Source organism: Pseudomonas sp. Irchel 3A18 (assembly GCF_900187465.1).
Classification (GTDB): domain Bacteria; phylum Pseudomonadota; class Gammaproteobacteria; order Pseudomonadales; family Pseudomonadaceae; genus Aquipseudomonas; species Aquipseudomonas cichorii.
Window position 1 is genome coordinate 634,577 of sequence record NZ_FYDI01000001.1, and the last position, 20,557, is coordinate 655,133.

At 59.4% G+C, this 20,557-nt stretch carries 16 protein-coding genes; 3 read left to right on the forward strand and 13 right to left on the reverse strand.

The features are described 5' to 3' along the window. The first annotated feature begins 288 nt into the window (after positions 1 to 288). Positions 289 to 489 (forward strand): hypothetical protein, encoded by a 201-nt coding sequence (locus tag CKW23_RS02710; protein ID WP_074569073.1) that lies wholly within the window; start codon positions 289 to 291, stop codon positions 487 to 489. A gap of 57 nt (positions 490 to 546) precedes the next feature. Here the strand turns inward: CKW23_RS02710 and CKW23_RS02715 are convergent, their stop codons facing one another. The 6 genes from CKW23_RS02715 to CKW23_RS02740 all read right to left on the reverse strand — a co-directional run bounded on the left by CKW23_RS02715 (position 547) and on the right by CKW23_RS02740 (position 7,193). Continuing rightward, positions 547 to 882: a DUF3325 domain-containing protein gene (locus CKW23_RS02715; RefSeq protein WP_025260448.1), complete on the reverse strand. Its 336-nt coding sequence runs from the start codon at positions 880 to 882 to the stop codon at positions 547 to 549. Beyond that, positions 883 to 2,427 (reverse strand): PepSY domain-containing protein, encoded by a 1,545-nt coding sequence (locus CKW23_RS02720; RefSeq protein WP_095066981.1) that lies wholly within the window; start codon positions 2,425 to 2,427, stop codon positions 883 to 885. Next, positions 2,424 to 2,711, reverse strand: coding sequence for a DUF3649 domain-containing protein (locus CKW23_RS02725; RefSeq protein ID WP_025260446.1), 288 nt, complete (start codon positions 2,709 to 2,711; stop codon positions 2,424 to 2,426). The genes CKW23_RS02720 and CKW23_RS02725 overlap by 4 nt, the downstream gene beginning before the upstream one ends. An 80-nt stretch (positions 2,712 to 2,791) precedes the next feature. Continuing rightward, complete coding sequence (locus tag CKW23_RS02730) at positions 2,792 to 5,029, reverse strand: FepA family TonB-dependent siderophore receptor (RefSeq protein ID WP_025260445.1); 2,238 nt, start codon at positions 5,027 to 5,029, stop codon at positions 2,792 to 2,794. Between the two features lie 110 nt (positions 5,030 to 5,139). Next, on the reverse strand, positions 5,140 to 6,477 hold the full coding sequence (locus CKW23_RS02735) for a sensor histidine kinase (RefSeq protein WP_025260444.1): 1,338 nt from the start codon (positions 6,475 to 6,477) through the stop codon (positions 5,140 to 5,142). Further along, positions 6,474 to 7,193, reverse strand: a complete 720-nt coding sequence (locus tag CKW23_RS02740; RefSeq protein ID WP_025260443.1) for a response regulator transcription factor — start codon at positions 7,191 to 7,193, stop codon at positions 6,474 to 6,476. The genes CKW23_RS02735 and CKW23_RS02740 overlap by 4 nt, the downstream gene beginning before the upstream one ends. A gap of 325 nt (positions 7,194 to 7,518) precedes the next feature. On the opposite strand from CKW23_RS02740, the gene CKW23_RS02745 reads away from it, so the two are divergent. Both CKW23_RS02745 and katG read left to right on the forward strand, forming a co-directional pair. Next, a complete protein-coding gene (locus tag CKW23_RS02745; protein WP_025260442.1) occupies positions 7,519 to 9,942 on the forward strand; it encodes a glucose/quinate/shikimate family membrane-bound PQQ-dependent dehydrogenase in 2,424 nt (807 codons plus the stop codon). A 290-nt stretch (positions 9,943 to 10,232) separates the two neighbouring features. Beyond that, the gene (gene katG / locus CKW23_RS02750; RefSeq protein WP_025260441.1) at positions 10,233 to 12,494 is read left to right on the forward strand and encodes a catalase/peroxidase HPI; all 2,262 of its coding nucleotides are present in this window, start codon (positions 10,233 to 10,235) and stop codon (positions 12,492 to 12,494) included. A 62-nt stretch (positions 12,495 to 12,556) separates the two neighbouring features. Here the strand turns inward: katG and CKW23_RS02755 are convergent, their stop codons facing one another. The 7 genes from CKW23_RS02755 to CKW23_RS02785 are packed head-to-tail and all read right to left on the reverse strand — an operon-like array spanning position 12,557 to position 20,557. Next, on the reverse strand, positions 12,557 to 13,816 hold the full coding sequence (locus tag CKW23_RS02755) for a VWA domain-containing protein (protein ID WP_025260440.1): 1,260 nt from the start codon (positions 13,814 to 13,816) through the stop codon (positions 12,557 to 12,559). 48 nt (positions 13,817 to 13,864) lie between these two features. Beyond that, positions 13,865 to 14,365 (reverse strand): hypothetical protein, encoded by a 501-nt coding sequence (locus CKW23_RS02760; protein ID WP_095066982.1) that lies wholly within the window; start codon positions 14,363 to 14,365, stop codon positions 13,865 to 13,867. A 7-nt stretch (positions 14,366 to 14,372) separates the two neighbouring features. Next, a complete protein-coding gene (locus CKW23_RS02765; RefSeq protein ID WP_025260438.1) occupies positions 14,373 to 15,107 on the reverse strand; it encodes a hypothetical protein in 735 nt (244 codons plus the stop codon). A gap of 32 nt (positions 15,108 to 15,139) precedes the next feature. Further along, the gene (locus CKW23_RS02770; protein WP_095067016.1) at positions 15,140 to 16,648 is read right to left on the reverse strand and encodes an SUMF1/EgtB/PvdO family nonheme iron enzyme; all 1,509 of its coding nucleotides are present in this window, start codon (positions 16,646 to 16,648) and stop codon (positions 15,140 to 15,142) included. Positions 16,649 to 16,676: 28 nt separating this feature from the next. Then, complete coding sequence (locus tag CKW23_RS02775; RefSeq protein WP_095066983.1) at positions 16,677 to 17,900, reverse strand: FtsX-like permease family protein; 1,224 nt, start codon at positions 17,898 to 17,900, stop codon at positions 16,677 to 16,679. After that, positions 17,884 to 18,576 carry an ATP-binding cassette domain-containing protein gene (locus CKW23_RS02780; protein ID WP_095066984.1) on the reverse strand — a complete coding sequence of 231 codons (693 nt, stop codon included), beginning with the start codon at positions 18,574 to 18,576 and terminating at the stop codon, positions 17,884 to 17,886. Before CKW23_RS02780 ends, CKW23_RS02775 begins: the two co-directional genes overlap by 17 nt. Position 18,577: 1 nt before the next feature. Further along, positions 18,578 to 20,557 (reverse strand): vWA domain-containing protein, encoded by a 1,980-nt coding sequence (locus tag CKW23_RS02785; protein ID WP_371856544.1) that lies wholly within the window; start codon positions 20,555 to 20,557, stop codon positions 18,578 to 18,580.

Genomic DNA, 20,557 nt, shown 5'->3' on the forward strand with positions numbered 1-20,557 from the left:
TGCGTAGGGTGACATTTCGCTTATTTGGAAATGCATATTTAGATCCACTGAATATTCATTGCCAGTAATAAGGTCTTCCCGGATAAATCCGATCCTGCACGCTGATCAGCCAAGAGATTGCGGTGGAGTTCGATCAGGAGTTCTGGCGACCGGATGCCCTGTCGGTGGTCATGGAAAGCCGTTATCCGGGTTAATCTCCCGCCACTCATCGCTTCCCTTGCACTCCCGGATCTATCGCGTCTCTTACTATAAGGCGCGGATATCCTGCGCTTCACGCGGAGAGTGGTCATGGAAATTGATGAGAATGCACCGGGCAATGTTTCGCAAAGCCCTGCTACCAGATTGACAGATAACGAAACAGGGTATGAGCCGGACTCCCTGCCCGAGGCTGATCCAGTGGTTGATGATCTCATCAATGACCAGAGTGACGATCCTGATCTGCCGGTCAACCCACCGATAGACGAAGATGAAGAACCATCCCTCGGGTAAAACCTGGCAGGAGCGAATCCATTCGCGAAAAATCGTCATTCGCTAATGAGTTCGCTCCTACGCCGAGAGGGTGAACACCCCGAGCAACAGCCAACCCGCACCACTCACTCCAACGGCCAGTCGTATCGCATACGGCAGCAACAAGACCAGCGCCAGGCCTGTCATCGAAACCAGCCCCAGCCAGCCCACCGGCCCCATGGCCCAACCCCAGACCTGAGCGCTGGTGAAGAAGCTGCCCGCCAATGACAACCAACCGGCGGTGCGCAGTGTGTAGCGCAAGGCTTTGGAGGCTGGGCGTTGCGACAGTTGCTTGTAATGCCGTTCCAGCCCCAGGCACAAACCCAGCATGCCGCTGTAGGCCAGGAGCAGGCTTGTGATCAATGCGATGCTCATTCAGTTGACCTGCGCTGTGGTGGTGGAGGGGTGTTTTGTGGGGCGTTCCTTGGCGGGTTGGCCGATTTTCCAGCAGGTCCAGCCCAGCAGGATGCCGAGGACTACGGTCGTGGCTTCCAGAGCGAAATGTTCGCCGCGATTTGTGGTGGTCAGTGCCAATAGCGGCAGGCTGATGCAGAGCAGGGCGGTGAGGGCCAGTTGTTCGCGCCAGACGTTGAGCCATGGGCGGACAATGGCGTGGCCGAGGCTCAGCAGCCAGACGATAAAGAACACGCGGATTTCCCACTGGCCGCGCTGGGCCAGTTCTGTCGGCAGCAGGCGGTTAGCCCACAAGAAGCCGACGCAGGCCAGCATCAGGCCAGCGATCACGGTGACGTTCAGGCGTTCGGCTGTGTGGTAGAGCACGGCGGCGATGGCACCCTCACTGTCGTGGCGTCTACGTCGTTTGACCGTGAACAGCACCATGCCGGTAGCAATCATCGCGCAACTGGCCAGGCCGCAGATGAAGTACAGCCAGCGCATGGGGTAGCCGCCGAACTGGGCGAAGTGCAGGCCGGCCATGACTTTCTGGGTCAGCAGGCTTGGGCGACTCTCTGGAGGCTGGCGCAGCGTCTTGCCGGTCACGCCATCGAACAGCATGCTCTGGCCCTTGGTCAGTTCGATACGGTTGCCGAACACCGGGCGTACTTCGATTCTGGCAGCGCTGCTACCGGGGTTCTGGATAGAAAATCCGGCCAGCGGCCCCATCACACGTTCTGCCTCGGCCAGCAGCGGGCCCAATGGCGTCAGCGGTGTTGGGCTCGTTGCCTCTTCATGTCTTGGGGGCCGTTGACCCTGTTGCTCGATTACCGGTCCGCCACGGATTGCACGACTCAGGGCATCGCGGTCGCCGTCGAACAGGGCGTCCATCGCCGCAGGCATGTAGATCAAGTAGAAAATCACCAGCCCCGTGTAAGTGATCATCAGGTGAAACGGTAGCACCAGCACGCCCGTGGCGTTGTGGGCGTCCAGCCAGGAGCGTTGTCCCTTGGACGGGCGGAATGTGAAGAACTCCTTGAAGAATTTCTTGTGAATCACAATGCCGCTGACAAGTGCCACCAGCATGACCATGGCGGCCAGGCCCACGATCCAGATGCCGATGTTGCGCGGCAGGTTGAGGGTGAAGTGAAAGAGGAAAAAGAACCCGCCACCTGCCGTCGCGCGTACATCCAGAGGTTCGCTGGTGTACGGGTCCAGATAGGTGCCGCCACCGCGTCGCTGTTCCCCGGCGGAAACCACCAGACTGGGTGATCGCTCGTTGGGAAGACCGATGTTCCAGGCACTGGCCTTGGGGTGATGGGCTTGCAGGTAGTCGAGTGCGCGCTGCGTCACTTGCGTCTGATCGAACGAGTGCGCCGGGATTTCCGGTCGCATCCAGCCATCGATTTCCTTGTCGAACACCGCCAGGGTTCCGGTGAGGAAGATCGAAAACAGCAGCCAGCCAAAGACCAGTCCGCTCCAGGTGTGCAGCCAGGACAGCGATTGAGTGAGGGTCTTGTGTTTCATGCCAGTTGCTCCAGCAATTGCGGCCAGAACCCGATGACCGCCAGAGGTAACGTCAGCGTCAGCCCGACCCAGACCCGCCAGGCGCTGCGGCAACTGAAAGCCCAGAGGATGACGAGGGTGTAAACCACAAAGGACAGCAACGTGGAAACCACCAGCGCATCAACTTGGTCCAGTGGCAGCAGGCGCGCCAGGGCTGCGGTAAAGGCATAGGTGAAGACATAACCGCCCGGCAGCGCAGCGACGATCCTGGAGACGGTGGACCAGGAAAAGGATTTTGTTTTCATGGGGGATACTCATCAGGCCGTTTGTGCACAGGCCCGACCGGTTTCCCGGTCGGGCCTGCATTACAAGCGTCAGGTCAGCTTCAGAACGACGTGGTGATGGACGCATAGACCGAGCGCCCCGGCTCGTTGTAAGTGCTGGCACCTGCACTGGTGCCAGCGCCTTCGCGATAGATACGCTTGTCGAACATATTGTTGAGGCCTGCACCGATCGACAGGTTCTTGTTGATCGCGTAAGTCCCGCCAATGCCCCAGATATGGTAAGGATCGAGGGTTCTCAGCTCGTTCTGTGCAGTGACGGCCACACCCCGCAGCGGGTTGGTGACTCGTGGCTCCTGCTTGCCGTAGTAGGTGCCCGTCAGGCTCAGGGACAGCGCCTCGGTGGCCTGCCAGTCGAGCATGGTGTTGACCGTGTACTCGGGTACGACCGACAGCGGGTTGCCATCATCGTCCTCGTTGGATTGCATGTAGGTGAGGTTGGTGTTCCAACTCAGGATATCGCCGTTCTGGCCCAGCAGCGGGACGCCGACATTGCCTTCCCAGCCCTTGACCACCGCGTTTTCGGCGTTGTCCCAGCGCAGTATGGCTTCGTTGTTTACCGTCCTGCCGGTCAGGTCGTTGGACGAGACGATCTTGTTCTCGTAATCGTTACGGAAATAGGTCAGTCCGGCGCTCCAGCCATCCCGCGCAAAACTGATGCCCAGTTCCTTGTTGATGCTGATTTCCGGGTCGAGGTTTTCGTTACCCAGCACATAGCAACCGGTTGAGTTCAGGCTCGGTGCGCAGCCATTGCCGTTGCTGCGGTACAGGTAGTTCGGGTTGGACTGGTACAGGTTCGGTGCCTTGAAGGCCCTGGCAATACCGCCTTTGAGAGTGATGTCATCGGTCAGCTTGTAGGAGGAGTTGAGGCTGGGGCTCCAGTTGGCGCCGAACTGATCGTGATGGTCGAGACGTACGCCCGGCGTCAGAAACCATTTGGGTGTCAGCTCGATATTGTTTTCCAGGAACACAGCCATGATGGTGGCGTCCATGTCGGTCGGACGCGACCCGGCTGCCGAGTTGGGCAGCGTGGTGCCGATGTCGCGGTCCATGGTGCTGGGATCATCCAGCTCCTGGCGGTTCCACTCGGCGCCGACAGTCAGTGTCTGCGGGCGCAGGAATTCCAGCGGGATATCCAGTTGTCCTTGCAGCAGGTAGCTGTCATAGGTGCTGGTGCTCTTGTCCGCATTGGCACTGATATCGCCATCGACGCTACCGGTCTGCCCTTCCAGCAACCTGTTGTTGCGGGTCTTCTCATACTGCGCCAGCAGGCGTGAAGTGCCGAACGCCCAGTCACCGTTATGGGTGACCGAGAAGTTCTGGCGATACATTGTGTTGGTTTCCCGGCCCAGCCAGTTGTTGACGGTACTGCCATTGACCAGCGCGTCTGTGCCGCCAGTGCCCACATCCCCGGCGTAGATATTGCCCTGGCGGCTGTAACCGGCTTCAAAGTCGAGGGTCTGGTTGGTATCCAGTGCCCAGCTCAGCAGGCCGTTGATGTCCTTGTTGCGTACCCCTTCGCGACCCGAAGCCAACGATGCCCCGGAAGCCGTATCGGTGTGCGCCTGGTTGATGTCGGCATCGTCCGCATCGGTCTTGTTGAGGTTGCCGTAGACGCGAAAGGTGAGGGCGTCGGTCAGCGGGCCGGCCAGACTGAAGGTGGTGCGTTTGGTCATGCCTTCTGCATCGTCTTCCGGCAAGTTGGTGTAGGCGGTGACCGAGCCGGTAAGGGATTCGGTCGGTCGTTTGGTGATGATGTTTACCACACCGCCCATGGAGCCCGAGCCATAACGGGCCGCAGCCGGGCCGCGCAGTACTTCGATGCTTTCGACTTCGCTGGCGGGTACCCAATTGCTGTCGCCGCGGGTATCACGCTCGCCGGAGCGGGTGTAGCGCACGGAGTTACGCGATGTGACGGGTTTGCCGTCGATCAGGATCAGGGTGTTCTCCGGCCCCATGCCGCGCAGGTCGATCTGGCGATTGTTGCCACGTGCGCCGCTGGCACTGTTACCGGTCAGGTTAACGCCTGGCATCTTGCGCACGATATCGGAGAGGTCATTGACCGGCGGGCGTTTCTTGATGTCATCGGCGCTGATCAGCGACACACCCGATGCCTGTTTCAGTTCTTGCTCGGCAGTGGCCACCACATGGGTATCAGCCAGTTGCAGGGAGTCGTCGGTCTTTTCGGATCTGACGGACTCTGCCGTTTCGGCCATCACCAGTGACGGGCAGGTGGCCAGCAAGGCCAGGCAAAGGTGGCTGAGCTTGAATCGCGGATGCATCTGCAACACTCCTGTGACATACATGGCGTGCAGAGCTAAGCGGGTTCTCTGCTGCCGGATTGGGTGCAGATGGTATTTATTCTCATATGTGAGTAAATCTTTTTTACACTTTATACACTTCTCAAACGCAGATGCAGGCGCAGCCCCGGTGTGGCGTTCTCGGCCCATATTTTACCGTTCTGCAGTTCCACGATGCTGCGGGCGATGGAAAGCCCGAGGCCGAAGCCTTCACCACCGGGGCGTTCAGCGTTGAGGCGGGTGAACGGCTGGAAGACATGCTCCAGTTTTTCGGGCTCGATGCCAGGCCCCTGATCCTCGATCCACAAATGCCAGTAGCCACCTTCGCGGCAACCGGTCAGGCGCACCACGCCGTTATCCGGCGAGTGGCGAATGGCGTTGCGCAGGATGTTTTCCAACACCTGCGCCAGACCATTCAGGTTGCCGCTGACGTAGCAGTCGGGCGGCAGGTCGCATGGCAACCGCTCCATGGGCCAGTGGGTCTCGAAGCACACGTCCTCGCACAACAGACTCCACAGCTCCTTCACTTCTACGGTTTCCAGCGGCAGAGCAGGGCGTTCGGTATCCAGCCACACGAGTTCCAGGGTGTCGCTGATCAGTTTTTCCATGATCTGCACTTCGCGTTCCTGGCGTTGGCGCATGGTGTCGATATCCAGTTCACGCTCGCCGGCTGCCCGCAAGCGGCTGAGCGGTGTGCGCAATTCATGGGACAGTGTGCGCAGCAGGCGGCGCTGAAAGACCACGGTGTTCTCCAGGCGCCCGGCCATCTGGTTGAAGGCTCGTGCCAGCTCGCCCAGTTCGTCCCGGCGCTCTGCTACCTGCGGCTCGACTCGCGCCGCCAGATCTCCGGTGCTCAAGGCATTGGCCTGGCGGTGAAGGATCACGATGGGCGAGATAAGAATGCGGTACAGCAGAGCGGCCAGCAGCAGTGCCAGGCTGGTCGGAAGCACTTTTTGCAGCAGCAGGTCCCACAGCTCGTTGTGCTGACGAGGATGAAAGTGGCCGGGCAGATCCATCACCAGGCGCGCCTCGGTGTTTTTGAAGGGGATATAAAAAGTGGGCAAACCGCCGGGGCGTCCCACCATGCCATCAAGCCGGCGTACGAAATGCAGCCTTTCCAGTTCCGGCTCTGTCAGCGGCTGTGAAGACAGCGAGTTCTGCTGCCGGTCCACGACCACGGCCCAGACCTTTTCCCGACTGCGCAGCTCGCGAAGAACCTCGTCGACTCCGCTGGCGCCGCGCTTCTGCCAGGCGGCTTCGGCTCGTCGTGCGTAGTCGGTAAGGGCACGCTTGGTCGGTTCGGATAACCGCTCTGTCGCTTCGTTGAGTCTGCGGTTCAGGTCGGTTTGCAGGCTGGCCATCAGCAGGCAGAGCAGGGCAAGGCCACCGATGAGTTTCCACAGCAGTGAGTGGCAATTAGGCAGCTTCATGGCGTCAACCGGGTCAGTACGTAACCCATGCCCCGCACCGTCTCCAGGCGCTTGTCGTTATAACCGATGGCCTGCAATTTGCGGCGGATGCGGCTGACATGCATGTCCAGGCTGCGATCATGCTGCGAGTACGCCCGGTGCATGGCCTGCTGATAGAGGAAAGCCTTGCCCAGCACTTCGCCGGTATGGCGCACCAGCGTTTCCAGAATCCGGTATTCGGTGGTACTCAAGTCCGCCCATTGATCGTTCAGGCAGACATCGGTGCGTTGTTCGTCGAAGGTCAATTGCGATTCGTCACTGCCAATCCTGGTCTGCGCCTCATGCTCGTATGCCACACGGCGCAGGATGGCGTCGATGCGCACATCCATTTCCAGCATGCTGAACGGCTTGGGCAGGTAATCATCCGCGCCCTGGCTGAAACCGACGATCCGGTCCTGCTCGGCGCCCAGTGCCGACATGAGGATGACCGGCAAGCGCTGACGCTGACGCAGCCGGGCCAGGATCTCCAGACCATTGCTGTCGGGCAGCATGATGTCCATCAGGATCAGATCGAAATCTTCCGAGCGCACCAACTCCAGAACTTCTTTGCCGTCCTGGCGCAGTGTGACCGTAAAACCGCGCTCGCTGAGATGGTTCTGCAGATGAGCCGCCAGCAGCGGATCATCTTCAATGGCCAGGATATGGGCATGGGTGCCAGCGGGGCGATGGGGTTGCATGAGAAGCACCTGCGGGTGAGAACAATTCTTTGTTCGGTATTCTGACCAATGTCGCTGAAGATTCCCATCGGCACTTTCATTGCCTTCGCAGACAGATGAATTGTTACCGAATTCGTAAGGGTCATTCTCATTTTGCATGGGTGACAATCTGACGCAGCCGGCGGCTTTTTTGGTATCGTTAAAAAAGTAACCGTTTAGTTAATAATTTCCGCAGACATCGATGCCGATGTTCAGAGCCGGAAAATCCTACCGTGGGCTTTGCCTCTGAGCTGCCGGAAAAGCCCCGTTTTTCTCAAGCGTTCATGCATCAGCAGGATCATGCAACATGACTAAGTCTCAACCTTCAGCATTCTTCAGTCACTGGCCCATTCGGGTTGTCGCGCTGGGTGTACTGGTATTTGGATTGCTTTTCGCCGCAGGAGGCGGCTACCTCGTCACGCTTGGCGGCAGTTGGTACTTCCTGCTGGCCGGTCTTGGCCTGATCGCATCGAGCGTTCTGCTCTTCAGGCAACGCCTTGCGGGTGTCTGGCTGTTCACTGCGGTGATGGTGCTTACAGTGCTTTGGGCGCTGGCCGATGCCGGGCTGAATTTCTGGCCGCTGATTTCGCGGTTGTTCGCTCTGGGTGTTCTGAGCCTGTTGGTGGCGCTGATTTATCCGACGTTGTGCAAGGCGAATGGCCAGAAGGCCGGTGGTGCCTCTTATGCTATGGCGGGTGTTCTGGCCATCGCCATTGTTGCGGCAGGTGCGGGAATGTTCGTGCCTCACGCTTCGGTTTCACCTACCGGCAACGGCCCGGGCCTGACCAGCGTCGACCCTGCAAAAGCCCAGAAAGACTGGCAGCACTACGGTAACGATGAAGGCGGCAGCCGTTTCGCCGCGCTGGACCAGATCAATCGCAGCAACGTCTCGAAACTGGTGCCAGCCTGGACCTACAACACCGGCGATATCGCAATCAGCAATGGCAATGGTGCCGAAGACCAGACCACTCCGCTGCAGATTGGCGACAAGGTGTTTATCTGCACCCCGCACAACAACATCATCGCGCTGGACGCCGACACCGGCAAAAAGCTGTGGAAGAACGAGATCAACGCTCAGGCGGCGGTCTGGCAGCGTTGCCGTGGCCTGGCTTACTTTGATGCCACAGCCGCCGTTGCCCAGCCAACCGATGGCAGCACACCTGCCAAAGCTGTTTCCGTACCAGTTGGCGCCAATTGCCAGCGTCGTCTGCTGACCAACACCATCGACGCGCGCCTGATAGCCGTTGATGCCGATACCGGCGAGTTTTGCCAGGGTTTTGGCAATAACGGGCAGGTTGATCTGAAAGCCGGTCTGGGCAAGGTTCCGGACTCTTACTACCAACTGTCTTCCGCGCCGCTCATGGCCGGGACTACTGTGGTGGTCGGTGGTCGCGTTGCGGACAACGTTCAGGCCGACATGCCGGGTGGTGTGATCCGTGGTTTTGACGTGGTCACCGGCGAAATGCGCTGGGCCTTCGATCCGGGCAATCCTCAGGACCGGAACGCACCGGCTGCGGACAGCACTTACGTGCGCAGTACGCCCAACAGCTGGGCACCGATGTCCTACGACCCGGCCATGAATACCGTGTTCTTGCCCATGGGCAGTTCTTCCACCGACATCTATGGTGTTGAGCGTACCGCGTTGGATCACAAATACGGTGCTTCGGTGCTGGCATTGAACGCGACCACAGGCGAGGAGAAGTGGGTCTACCAGACCGTTCACAACGACCTGTGGGACTTCGACCTGCCCATGCAGCCAAGCCTGATCGATTTCACCAAGGCCGATGGCAGCAAGGTACCGGCGGTGGTGATCGGTACCAAGGCCGGTCAGATTTTCGTGCTGGACCGTGCCACTGGCCAGCCGTTGACTCAGGTTGACGAAATCCCGGTCAAACCGTCCAACATCCCCAACGAGCCTTACTCGAAAACCGAGCCTCTGTCGGTGGGCATGCCGCAGATCGGCGCGCCACACCTGACGGAGTCGGACATGTGGGGTGCAACGCCGTTTGACCAGATGCTGTGCCGTATCTCGTTCAGAAAAATGCGTTACGAAGGCCTGTACACCGCGCCGGGCACCGACGTCTCGCTGAGCTTTCCGGGTTCCCTGGGTGGCATGAACTGGGGCAGCATTTCCACTGATCCGGTGCATGGCTTCATCTTTGTCAACGACATGCGTCTGGGCCTGTGGATCCAGATGGTTCCCCAGGAGAAAGATGCCAAGGCCTCGTCCGGCGGTGAAGCGCTGAACACCGGCATGGGTGCAGTACCGCTCAAAGGCACGCCGTATGCCGTGAACAAGAACCGCTTTCTGTCGGTGGCCGGTATTCCTTGTCAGGCGCCACCTTTCGGCACCCTGACCGCCATCGACATGAAAACCCAGAAAGTCGCCTGGCAAGTGCCGGTGGGCACTGTTGAAGACACCGGTCCAATGGGCATCAAAATGCACCTGCCATTGCCGATCGGCATGCCGACGCTGGGCGGTACGCTGTCCACCCAAGGCGGTCTGGTATTCATCGCCGGTACTCAGGATTACTACCTGCGCGCCTTCAACTCCGCCAACGGCGAAGAAGCCTGGAAAGCCCGTCTACCGGTTGGCAGCCAGGGTGGCCCGATGACTTATGTCTCGCCCAAGACCGGCAAGCAGTACATCGTCATCACTGCAGGTGGTGCTCGTCAGTCCCCTGATCGTGGCGATTATGTGATCGCTTACGCGCTGCCTGACAGCAAGTAACTCTGGTAAGCAACCCTGCAACACCCGAAACCCGCTGTCGCCCGATCAGGTTGGCCGCGGGTTTTTTGTTGCCTGTCAGATTCCTCTCTAGCTCTGCATCATGGACTCGTCTAGGCTAATCGATGCCGACCCAAGCCCTGAGACAGTGACTTGATGGTCGGTAACGAGCACCGCCGTGAGAACGGAGCCCATACAAGCGTGGGCTCTGTATATGCCATAGACATCATCTGTCGCGGCCCGGGCTTCAGGCCTGGCCGGATAGCAGGATGCAGACCAAGAGGTAGCCGTAAATGTCAACCGAATCAAAATGTCCGTTCAACCATGCCGCAGGTGGTGGTACAACGAACCGAGACTGGTGGCCAGAGCAACTCAATCTGAAAATCCTGCATCAGCACTCATCCTTGTCCGATCCTCTGGGCGAGGCATTCGATTACGCTGAAGCGTTCAAAAGCCTCGATCTGGAGGCCGTAAAGAAAGACCTGCATGCCCTGATGACCGACTCCCAGGACTGGTGGCCAGCCGACTTCGGCCATTACGGGCCGCTGTTCGTGCGCATGGCCTGGCATAGTGCCGGCACTTACCGTACAGCCGATGGGCGTGGCGGTGCCGGTGCGGGTCAACAGCGTTTTGCGCCACTCAACAGTTGGCCGGACAACGTCAGCCTGGACAAGGCGCGTCGCCTGATCTGGCCAATCAAGCAGAAATACGGCCGCAAGATTTCCTGGGCCGACCTGATCATCCTCACCGGCAACGTGGCGCTGGAGTCCATGGGCTTCAAGACCTTCGGTTTCTCCGGCGGTCGCCCTGACGTGTGGGAACCAGAAGAAGATGTGTACTGGGGGTCCGAAAAGACCTGGCTGGGCGGTGAAACCCGCTATGGCAAGGAGACTCAGCCACCGGGCGAGGGCGTTCTGGTTGCCGAGCCTGAGCTGCATGGCAGCGAAGAGAAGCGCACCGACAGCGAAGGCCGTAACCTGGAAAACCCGCTGGCCGCCGTGCAGATGGGCCTGATCTACGTAAACCCGGAAGGTCCCGAAGGCAACCCGGACCCGGTCGAGTCCGCCAAGGATATTCGCGAAACCTTCGGCCGCATGGCCATGAACGACGAAGAAACCGTTGCCCTGATCGCGGGCGGTCACGCCTTCGGCAAGACCCACGGTGCAGGTCCGGCAAGCCATGTGGGCGCCGAGCCTGAAGCCGCTGGCCTGGAAGAGCAGGGCTTTGGCTGGAAAAACAGCTTTGGCACCGGCAAGGGCGCTGACACCATCACCAGCGGTCTGGAAGTGACCTGGACGTCCACGCCAACGAAGTGGAGCAACGAATACCTGGAAAACATGTTCCGCTTCGACTGGGAACTGACCAAAAGCCCGGCAGGCGCGCATCAGTGGACACCGAAGAACGGCGAGGGCGCCGGTACTGTGCCTGATGCCCACGACCCTTCAAAACGACATGCGCCGAGCATGCTGACCTCCGACCTGGCACTGCGTTTCGACCCGATCTATGAGCCGATTTCCCGTCGCTTCCTCGCCAACCCGGATCAACTGGCCGACGCTTTTGCCCGTGCCTGGTTCAAACTGACCCACCGCGACATGGGGCCGCTGGCACGTTATCTCGGGCCGGAAAACCCCACCGAAGAACTGCTCTGGCAAGACCCGCTTCCAGCACTCGACCATGCCTTGGTGGATGACAGCGACGTTACCGCTCTCAAGAGCAAGGTCCTGGCTTCGGGCCTGTCTGTTTCGCAACTGGTGTCCACCGCATGGGCATCGGCGTCGACCTTCCGGGGTTCCGACAAACGCGGCGGTGCCAACGGTGCGCGTATCCGTCTGGCTCCGCAGAAAGACTGGCCGGTCAACCAGCCCGAGCAACTGGCGAAAGTGCTGAAAACCCTTGAAGGGATTCAGGCCGAATTCAACAGCGCACAGGCTGGCGGCAAGAAGATTTCCCTGGCCGACCTGATCGTCCTGGCAGGCAGCGCAGGCATCGAAAAAGCGGCCAGCAATGCCGGGCAGAGCGTCAAGGTCCCGTTCACACCGGGCCGCACCGACGCTTCCCAGGAGCAGACAGACGTCGAATCCTTCGGTTTCCTCGAGCCCATCGCCGATGGCTTCCGTAACTACCTGAAAGGCAACTACAAGGTATCGGCCGAAGCGCTGCTGGTGGACAAGGCGCAACTGCTGACCCTGACCGCACCGGAACTGACCGTGCTGCTGGCAGGCCTGCGGGTTCTGAATATCAATGCCGACAGCAGCCAGCATGGTGTGTTTACCCAGCGGCCAGAGGCCCTGACCAATGACTTCTTCGTCAACCTGCTCGATATGGGGACCGCGTGGAATGCGACTTCAGGCGCTAACGACACCTTCCAGGGACGTGATCGCAAGACCGGTCAGGTGAAATGGACCGGTACACGCGTCGATCTGGTCTTCGGTTCCCACGCTCAACTGCGGGCAATCTCCGAAGTCTATGCAAGTGCTGACGCCCAGGAGAAGTTTGTCAGCGACTTCGTTGCGGCCTGGACCAAAGTGATGAACCTGGATCGCTTCGACGTCTGAAGCCATTCCGGTAAGTAACAACCTGAAGCGGTGCAAGCCGCTTCAGGCCATTCTCCGGTCCGTTATGGCCTCTGCTCGCCCGAGCAGTTCGGTTTGTCCGATACCTCATCCATGGCTTCACGCAGCATGCGCTGCACCTCTACGGCATTGTTTGCCGCATAAACTCGGCCTCCCGTGTTTTCGGCGATGCAGTTGGACAGGGCGCTGTCACTGATATTGACCACATTCACTCGCAGCCTTGGCTGCTGGCTGGCGATACGTGCCGACACCTCGCAAGCGTTCTGCTCACAACCATCTTCTCCGTCGACAAACATCACCACCACCGCATCCGTGAAGCGCCCGTCGACCTTGCTGGCTGCCTTGGCAAGACTGGCTGCCAGAGGTGTGCCGTCATCTGCCTGGAGCTGGTTGACGCCGGCAATCAGTTGTGGCCGTGCGTTGCGGCCGAACAAGCCCTGATCCACCGTATTGGTGCAGCCCCTGAAGGTAATCAGGCGGGTATCGATGTCCGGGTGCAGTTGATCGATCATGGCCGCAAAGGATTGCTTGGCCACGGTCATGCGCGTGGGTTCTGCCAGCAGACGGGCTTTTCTAGGGTTGGTTTCAGGCAGGTTCTGGCCTACCTGAAAAAGCCATTCTTCGTCTGCGGCCGTTGCATTGATGTTGATGTTCATCGAGCCGGAGGTGTCCAGCACCACCACGAAATCCGGTTTGGGCGCGTTTGCAGTGCAGGCATAACTTTCTACAGGCGTTGGATAAATCAGGTTCCACAAGCTGCCTCGCCAGGTCCAGAGCAGCCACAGCAACAGAAGCAGCAAAGGCAACAATAACAACCACAGGGGAATGCGCAGCCACCAGCGATTTGGCGTCACTCTGGGCAAAGACGCGGGTGGAGGCGTAGGTATGGGACTGGAAACGGGGGGCAATTTGGGTTTCAGGCCCCAGCGAACCACTACCGGTTCGTCGTTCAGGCTGTAGAGATTGTCCAGATCCGGCGCACCGATCAGGGTGTTCAGTGCCTGAGAATCCTCGGTCTTGCCGCGGGCTTTCAGCTCATCCGCCAATTGCTGGATGGCCTGCTGGCGTTGTTCGTAGCGAGCCAGAAGCGCTTGCCGTGCTGTGGGACCAAGGCTTTCATAGGCCAGCGGCTGGCCTCCGAGTTCCGACCACCATTGCAGCGTGTCCTGGGTTCCGGCTCGCGGGATGGCATAAAGGCTGGCAACACTGGGCGGAAAGTGACGGTGCAGCAGTTCGACCTTGCTTTCCAGGCTACGCAGCAGTTCTGGAGGATGGGATGTGGCGTCGCGGGTGATGCGTTGCATGGTGCGGGTCCAGAACAGGAAGAGGCCCCGCAGGGCCTCAAGAAAGGGTCATTCGTAGCCGAGGCTGAGTTGCAGCCTTGAAACCTTCTGCTGCAGGGTTTTGAGCTCCAGCTTGCGGGCTTCGATTACTGACGGATCTGTGCTGGCGGTGAGTTTTTTCTGAGTGGCCATCTGCTTTTCCAGGTCGGCGATCTGCTGTTGGACCTGGGACTTGTTGGCATGACGAGTCTTGAGCTGACCCAGCAGTTTGCTCATGGACGTGTCCAGCACGGCCTGTTGGCGTTGTTGTTCGGCCAGGTTTTTGCTGGTGGCTTGCTGTTGGGCCACCAGATTGTCGTAGACCTCGTGGAAGGCGGCGTTTTCGTTGCGTGCCGCCGCCAAGGCCTGCTCACGCTGGCGGATCTGGTCGCTGTAGCCACCCGAATGATCGCAGTTCATCTTGGTGATCAGGCTGGCCTCGGTATTGTTTGAGTCGCAGCTACCCGGTTGAGTGGCACAGCCACCCAACAGCAACAGCCCTGAACTGACCAGCAATGCGCGAATGATCATGTCCACCTCAACCCAGAGTGATAGCTGAGCGCTGGCTGTAAAGGCCGTCGACTTCTTTTTGCAGGGACGCGACCTTGGTGTTCATCTTGGCAATTTCACCTTCGATTTCGGTAACTTGCTTGCCGCCGCCGTTGGTGCGCTCAAGTTGCGCGGTTTTCTGGTACTCGGTCACCTTGTTGCGCATGCCATCCAGGTCTTTGCGCATTTGCGTCAGGTTGCTGTCGACGCTTGCGATTTCCTGTTGGGCCTTGGCCTTGTCCACAGTCTTGTTCTGGATGGACTTCTGGATATCGGCGATACGGCCTTTGTCGTCGCTGATCACCTGCTGCAGGGTGGCGGTACGCAAGGCGACTTTATCGGTATCGGCTTTGACTTCGTCATTCATCAACTGCAGACGCTGGGTCGTGTTGGAGTACTGGCTGCGGCGATAGTCGTAGTAATAGTTGGCACCCATGGCCACGCCACACGCGGCGATACCGGCTACCACCATGCATTTGACCTTGTCGTTGGGGCTGGCTACTGCGCAGGCCAGAATGCCCACACCAGCAGCACCGGCACAGGCTGTCAGGCCTGAGGTGGAGAAGAACTTGGCGTCGGCGCTCTGGGTCAGGCGCGGGTCGGGTGCCGTGCCGGTCTCGCCAAGCATATTGCTGCCTGTGTGAGCGCAACCGCCCAGTACCAGACTGACGGACAGAAACAGACCTAGCATGGCCTTGGGAAGATAATCACATACTTGTTTCATGCTACAGCTCCTGGTGGTAAAGGTGCATCGAATTACTGACTGACGGCCTTGCAGCGGCCAAGCCAGGCATCGGTGTCGATTTTCTGGGTTTTGAGAAAGGCCTGCTGATTGACCCAGTGGGTCTGCAGATACGGCTTGAGCTCTTTGAGCTGTTCGTTGCGGGCGACGATTTCACCCATGATCGGTACTTGTCGGGCCAGCAGCGGTTCGCCATAAAGGGTGCCGGAATCCACCAGACTGCTGGCGTAGTAGCGGCTTAGCTTGTGCAGACGATCTTTCTGTTCGTTGAGTTTGCTTTTGCGCATCGGGCAACTGCTGTCCTGCTCGCTTGCCGAGCAGTTGAGCTCGTAGTTCTTCTGCAGGAAGTCCAGGTATTTGCCGTCGTCGAGCATCTTGGTGCACAGGAACGCACCCAGATTGAGGCTGGCGCGTATGGCCTGGTCACGGGTTTCTTCCTGCTGCTGGTTGCTGGCGCGCAACTGGTTTTCCAGGGTCTTGAGCTGTTCCTTCAGGGCTTCGTCGGCAACGCCCGAAGCCAGAGTGCCAAGCGTCTGCACGGCATTCTTGTCGTTACCCTGAGCTGTTTCGCCACTGCCGGTGCCAAGTTTTTTCCAGCTGCTTTCAATACTGCTGACCCGTTCGCGGGAGGTGAGAGTGCTGGACACCAGTGCCAGACGCAGGCCTGTAGTCTTGCTGGTAGCGGCAGTCTTGTCTTCGTAGTAATTGCGCTCCTTGCGCAAAGCGCTACGCAACTCACCCTGAGCCGTGCGGTAGTCGCCACCGCGCACCACATAGCCACCGGCCTGACCGTGCTGGCGGTCGAGCTTGTTCAGGCGGAACGGCTCGAACATCATCTCATCGATGTTGCCGAGCATATCGTGCAGGCCCAGAGGGTTTGGCTTGAGCAGGCCTGCCAGTTGCAATTGGCCATTGGAAGACTGGGCACCGGCGAACCATTCATAAGCGTTCAGCCCGTCTGGCATCGGATAACGCAGATCCCGGAACTCGGCAGTGCTGACATTCAGCCCGCCGCGAGCGGCAAACTCCCATTCCACTTCGGTCGGCAAGCGCACGAAACCGGCTACGCCATCTTCCTTAGGCAACTTGTCGGCTGCGTTCTGGCGCAACCACAGGTTGTATTTGTCGGCGGCTTCCATGGCCTGCATCCAGCTCAGGGATACCGCTGGCAACCGTTGCTTGTTCGAGGGCGTCGGACATTCTGCCTGCGTCAGGGCGCGGTATTGCAGGTCCGTCATCTCGTATTTGGCCAGCAGGTAGTAACGCGATCTGGCGGTTTTCTCGGCGGTGAAGCTGCCCGCTATGAATGCCGGGTGAGTCTGTTCCACGTAGCCCCATTCGCTGTTGTCGCCACCTATATTGATGGGGTAGTCGTCCAGCGGGCCTGCCAGGGGAATGAATACTTTGCGAAACACCATGGCGCCCTCGCAAGGCATGGGCAATACCACATCTTCTGCAGCGGGCATTGGGTTGTAGAGTTTCTCTTCCCAGGCAGCCGAAGCCTGAAGGCTGGCCAGGGTCAGTGGCACAAACAGCAAGTGGCGCCAGTGTCTAGAGTTCACGAAGACTCTCCGCAGGTTGGATTCTGATAGCCCGTGTGGCACCGACCAGTGCGACCAGCGCCGCGACTGCAAGGGCGAGCGCCAGCGCTGCCAGGCCGTGCAAAGGGGTGATGTGGCAAACGAAACTGCCGGTGATGCGCTGGCCACCCAGTAGTTGGTTAAAGGCCTGGCTTCCGGCAAGGTAGAAACACAGGCCGCCGAGGTAGCCTGCCAATGCGAGCACTACGGCTTGCAAGATCACGTAGCCTGCAACGGCCGGGCCGGTAAAACCCAGAAGTCGCAACAAAGCCAGGCTGCGGCGCTTGCGATCGATATTGGCGAGAAAGGCGCCCACCAACGAAGCGATACAGCCCAGCAAGGCTGCACCGGCAATCACTCCAAAGATTACGCCCAGCACGTGGTTTATCGCTTTGACATTCTCGATATCGGCCAGTCGACTACCGGTTTCAATGTGCTGTGCGTTCAGCCAGCGCTCCAGCGGAGCGACACTTTCGATGTCTCGTGCATACAGGCGGGCGCGAGCATAGCGGGGCGTCCGGCGTTCTGCTGGCTGGCCGCTTGTGGCGCCAAGGGCATCGACCGCATAGCCATCGCGAAAGCGCTCCAGTTGCAGCAACAGTTCGGGATGGACGAATGCCGCCGGACGCGAAAAACTCGTAGCGGGCAGGGTGGCAACCAGGGTCAGGGAGGTTTCGCCTCTTTCAAGGGCTCCGTCCAGACGTCGCTGCACACGCAGGCGCAGGGTATCGCCGGTTATCAGGGAAAGACGTTCGGCAGCCGCAGAGCTGAGAATCACCTGGCCAGGCAGAAGTGCGCTGGCAGGCATGTTCAATAACGGGTCTGCGACAGCGGTGGGAATGATTTCGGCGTTGTCGACAAAACGGCCTTTGCTGCCGATCAGGTCGGCTTGGGTATTGAGCGAGCGGGTCATACCAAGAGCAAAACCGGTTTCCGGCCGCTGTTGCAGTGCGCTCAGCCATTGCTGGTCATAGTTGCCGCTGCTCAATAGCTTGATTTCCAGATTGCGTGGGTCGCGCAGTAACTCACCCTGCAACTGGCTGACCACGCCATGCTTGAGTCCGAACAACAAAAGCAGGGGAGCAATCACTGCCACCAGCGAGGCCGCTATGCACAAGGACACCTTTCGGTCATGCCAGAGGTCGGCCAGAGCCAGGCCTGCCAACAGGCAGAGGCGCTCAATGGACCGTTTCAAAGCGCGTTTCCCCCCGCAGGTTGACTGCATTCAGGCGCGGCAGACCGAAGCTGTCCACCAGCCCCCAGTCATGGGAAACCACCAGCGCGCTGAGGCCCAGTTCCTCCACCAGCCCGAGCAGCAACTCGAACAGTTGCCGTGCATTGTGGGGGTCGAGTGCTGCTGTGGGTTCGTCGGCCAGCAGGAGTTGTGGTTGATGGGCAATGGCGCGCACGCAGGCAACCCGTTGTCGCTCACCGATGGACAGCGCCTGAGGCAGCTTCTCCAGCAAGGGTTCCAGATGCAGGGCCGCGATGGCCCGTTCTACATGATCGCTTTTGTTGCTCAGCCCCAGTAGGCGCCTGGGCAGGTTGATATTCTCCCTGACCTTGAGGAAAGGCAGCAGCCCGCCGCTTTGCAGCACAAAACCCAGTGAGCGGGCGCGTACATCGGCCAGTGCCACTTGATCGTCGGCGGCCAGCAGGGCAGCAATGTCCTGACTGTCCAAGTGATACTGCCCAAGTGCTTCGGGAGCCAGCAGCAGCCCCAGCGTTTCGAGCAGTGTGCTTTTGCCGCAACCGCTCTCACCCGTAATTGCCAGCACTGCGCCGCGTGCCAGATTCAACTCCGGCACATAAACCCGGTGCGCGTTTGCGCCGACGCCTCGCTGTATCTTCAGTCCCTTGATCCGGAGCATGTCAGGGCATCATTTCCAGCGGCACGGGGTAGACGTTGTCACGGGCGTCGCTTCCTTCTGCCAGTGATACCCAGCGGTCCACATCGGCGTTGTACACCTGGTAATGGCGCAGTTTGGTCGAAAGGGTGCGAATGAATTTTTCCTGAGCCAGGCCATCCCAGCTTTTCCAGGTTTCTTCATCCAGGTTCAATACTTCACTGTGGTAGGGCAGGTCTTCCAGGTACTCTCCCAGCACGCCGAGCTCCGACAGTTTGGCGGTGCCGTTTTGCTTGAGCTGGTTGGGGTCGGTGCCCATGGTGGCGGCAACCGAACGCAGGCGGTCGAACATTTCGCTCGGGGAAATCAGACCTTCGTTGGCGGCATCGAGGATTTTTTTCAGCACATCGCTGAGGTCACTGAGCTGTGCTTTGGTCAGCAGCACCCGCACATCAGTGGTCGGGACGTTCTGCTTGATCGGGTCACGGTCGGCGATCCATGCCTGGAAGACCGGCGGTGCCTGAGTGCCGGTTTTCTCACCCAGATAGGCCAGGCGCATGGCATGACCGATCAGCGCCGCATCGTCGAGCATTTTCTGTTCGGCGGGGGTGGCCTTGGCGTTCATGGCGCTGCCAATGGCATCGTTGCCCATGTAGGCGGCTTTCACCTGGCTGGTAATGGCGCTGGCCAGGGTATCGACCTTGCTGCCAAAGGTATTCAGGTCGCCGGCATCGACCGGGTAGTACAACGAGGTGTTGGTGCCGGTGTAGGTGGAGAGTGCCTGATACTGGGCCTCGGCCTTGGCGTGGTCCTTGACGCCGGCAGCGGTTTTCAAGTGCAGGGTATAGATGGCCACGCCGGGGTTACTGGCTTCGATGCGCACCTGTTCAGCATTCAGCCCTGTCTTGGACAGTTTGTCGTCTCCCTCCAGAGCGCCAGCATCGGTAATCAGCACTACATAGCGAGCGCCGAAGGGGCTCCAGTCCACCTGCTCAATGGCTTGCATGACACCGGCATACGAGTCTTCGTCGAAGCTTTTGCTCGACACTTTCGCCTGTTTGAGATCGGCGGCCTTGGCCAGGAAGTCATCACCGTCTTTCACGGTATTGGGGTCGGCGTACATCTTGGTGACGTATTCCAGGCCCGGTACTGCCTGGGTGCTGGAGCGGAATGCGACCAGACCGAACTTCACCTGGCGGCCAAGGTTTTCCTTGGCAATCTGCGCATAGACCTTGCTGATGGCTTCGCGAGTACGCTCGATGTAAGGGTCCATGGATATGGTCGAATCGATCACGAACACTACTGCGGCGCTGAACTCCTTGAGCTGGCTGGCGGCGTCTACAGGCTGCTGCCCCTGACCCTGTGCTGCACCGGTCTGGCCCGCTTGCCCGAGATTTGCCGAATCAGCCTTGCTGACCGAGGCGACATTGAGAATACGGGTGCGAAAGCCTGCCTCGGTCATGACTTCTTCGCCACTGAGGACCGGCAGCAGATAGAACTGCTTTTGCATGTCGATGAAGTATTCCGGCTCCTGGGCCAGTACGCCCGGCGCAAGCGTGTTCTGCTTGAGCTTGGCCCGCAGCGGGGCAACATGGCTTACCGGGTCCGGCGCATCAAGGATGCCTTCAAGGGTCTTGCGCTCCTTGAAAAACATCAACCGGTCGCGGTTGGCCGGGTTGGTGAAGGCCAGGGTCAACTGCATCTTCCAGTCCACGGTGCAGGCAGCAGGCAACCAGCCGCTGGTCTTGCCGAAACTGTCAGGGCCGACCTTCAGCCATTCAGCATTACCAGTGGTGGCATGCTCATAGACATAGAAGCGGCTGAACGCCGGTTGCTCCGCGCCGGGAGCGCCACCGGCGGCTGTGCTCAAGTGGCATCCGGGCGTTGTGAGTACGCGCTGGAACAGGGTTTTCTTGCCTTCCTGCAGCAGCGGTTTGTCGGCGGCCAAAGTGTAACCGCTGCTCAAACACAGGCAGGCGGCGAGAGTCAGGGAAGCATTGCGCAG

Coding starts and splice junctions, on each gene's coding strand:
- CKW23_RS02740 (WP_025260443.1), bottom strand. CDS start 7,193: ATGCAACCCCATCGCCCCGCTGGCACCCATGCCCATATCCTGGCCATT.
- katG (WP_025260441.1), top strand. CDS start 10,233: ATGTCAACCGAATCAAAATGTCCGTTCAACCATGCCGCAGGTGGTGGT.
- CKW23_RS02755 (WP_025260440.1), bottom strand. CDS start 13,816: ATGCAACGCATCACCCGCGACGCCACATCCCATCCTCCAGAACTGCTG.
- CKW23_RS02760 (WP_095066982.1), bottom strand. CDS start 14,365: ATGATCATTCGCGCATTGCTGGTCAGTTCAGGGCTGTTGCTGTTGGGT.
- CKW23_RS02765 (WP_025260438.1), bottom strand. CDS start 15,107: ATGAAACAAGTATGTGATTATCTTCCCAAGGCCATGCTAGGTCTGTTT.
- CKW23_RS02730 (WP_025260445.1), bottom strand. CDS start 5,029: ATGCATCCGCGATTCAAGCTCAGCCACCTTTGCCTGGCCTTGCTGGCC.
- CKW23_RS02720 (WP_095066981.1), bottom strand. CDS start 2,427: ATGAAACACAAGACCCTCACTCAATCGCTGTCCTGGCTGCACACCTGG.
- CKW23_RS02715 (WP_025260448.1), bottom strand. CDS start 882: ATGAGCATCGCATTGATCACAAGCCTGCTCCTGGCCTACAGCGGCATG.
- CKW23_RS02710 (WP_074569073.1), top strand. CDS start 289: ATGGAAATTGATGAGAATGCACCGGGCAATGTTTCGCAAAGCCCTGCT.
- CKW23_RS02735 (WP_025260444.1), bottom strand. CDS start 6,477: ATGAAGCTGCCTAATTGCCACTCACTGCTGTGGAAACTCATCGGTGGC.
- CKW23_RS02725 (WP_025260446.1), bottom strand. CDS start 2,711: ATGAAAACAAAATCCTTTTCCTGGTCCACCGTCTCCAGGATCGTCGCT.
- CKW23_RS02780 (WP_095066984.1), bottom strand. CDS start 18,576: ATGCTCCGGATCAAGGGACTGAAGATACAGCGAGGCGTCGGCGCAAAC.
- CKW23_RS02745 (WP_025260442.1), top strand. CDS start 7,519: ATGACTAAGTCTCAACCTTCAGCATTCTTCAGTCACTGGCCCATTCGG.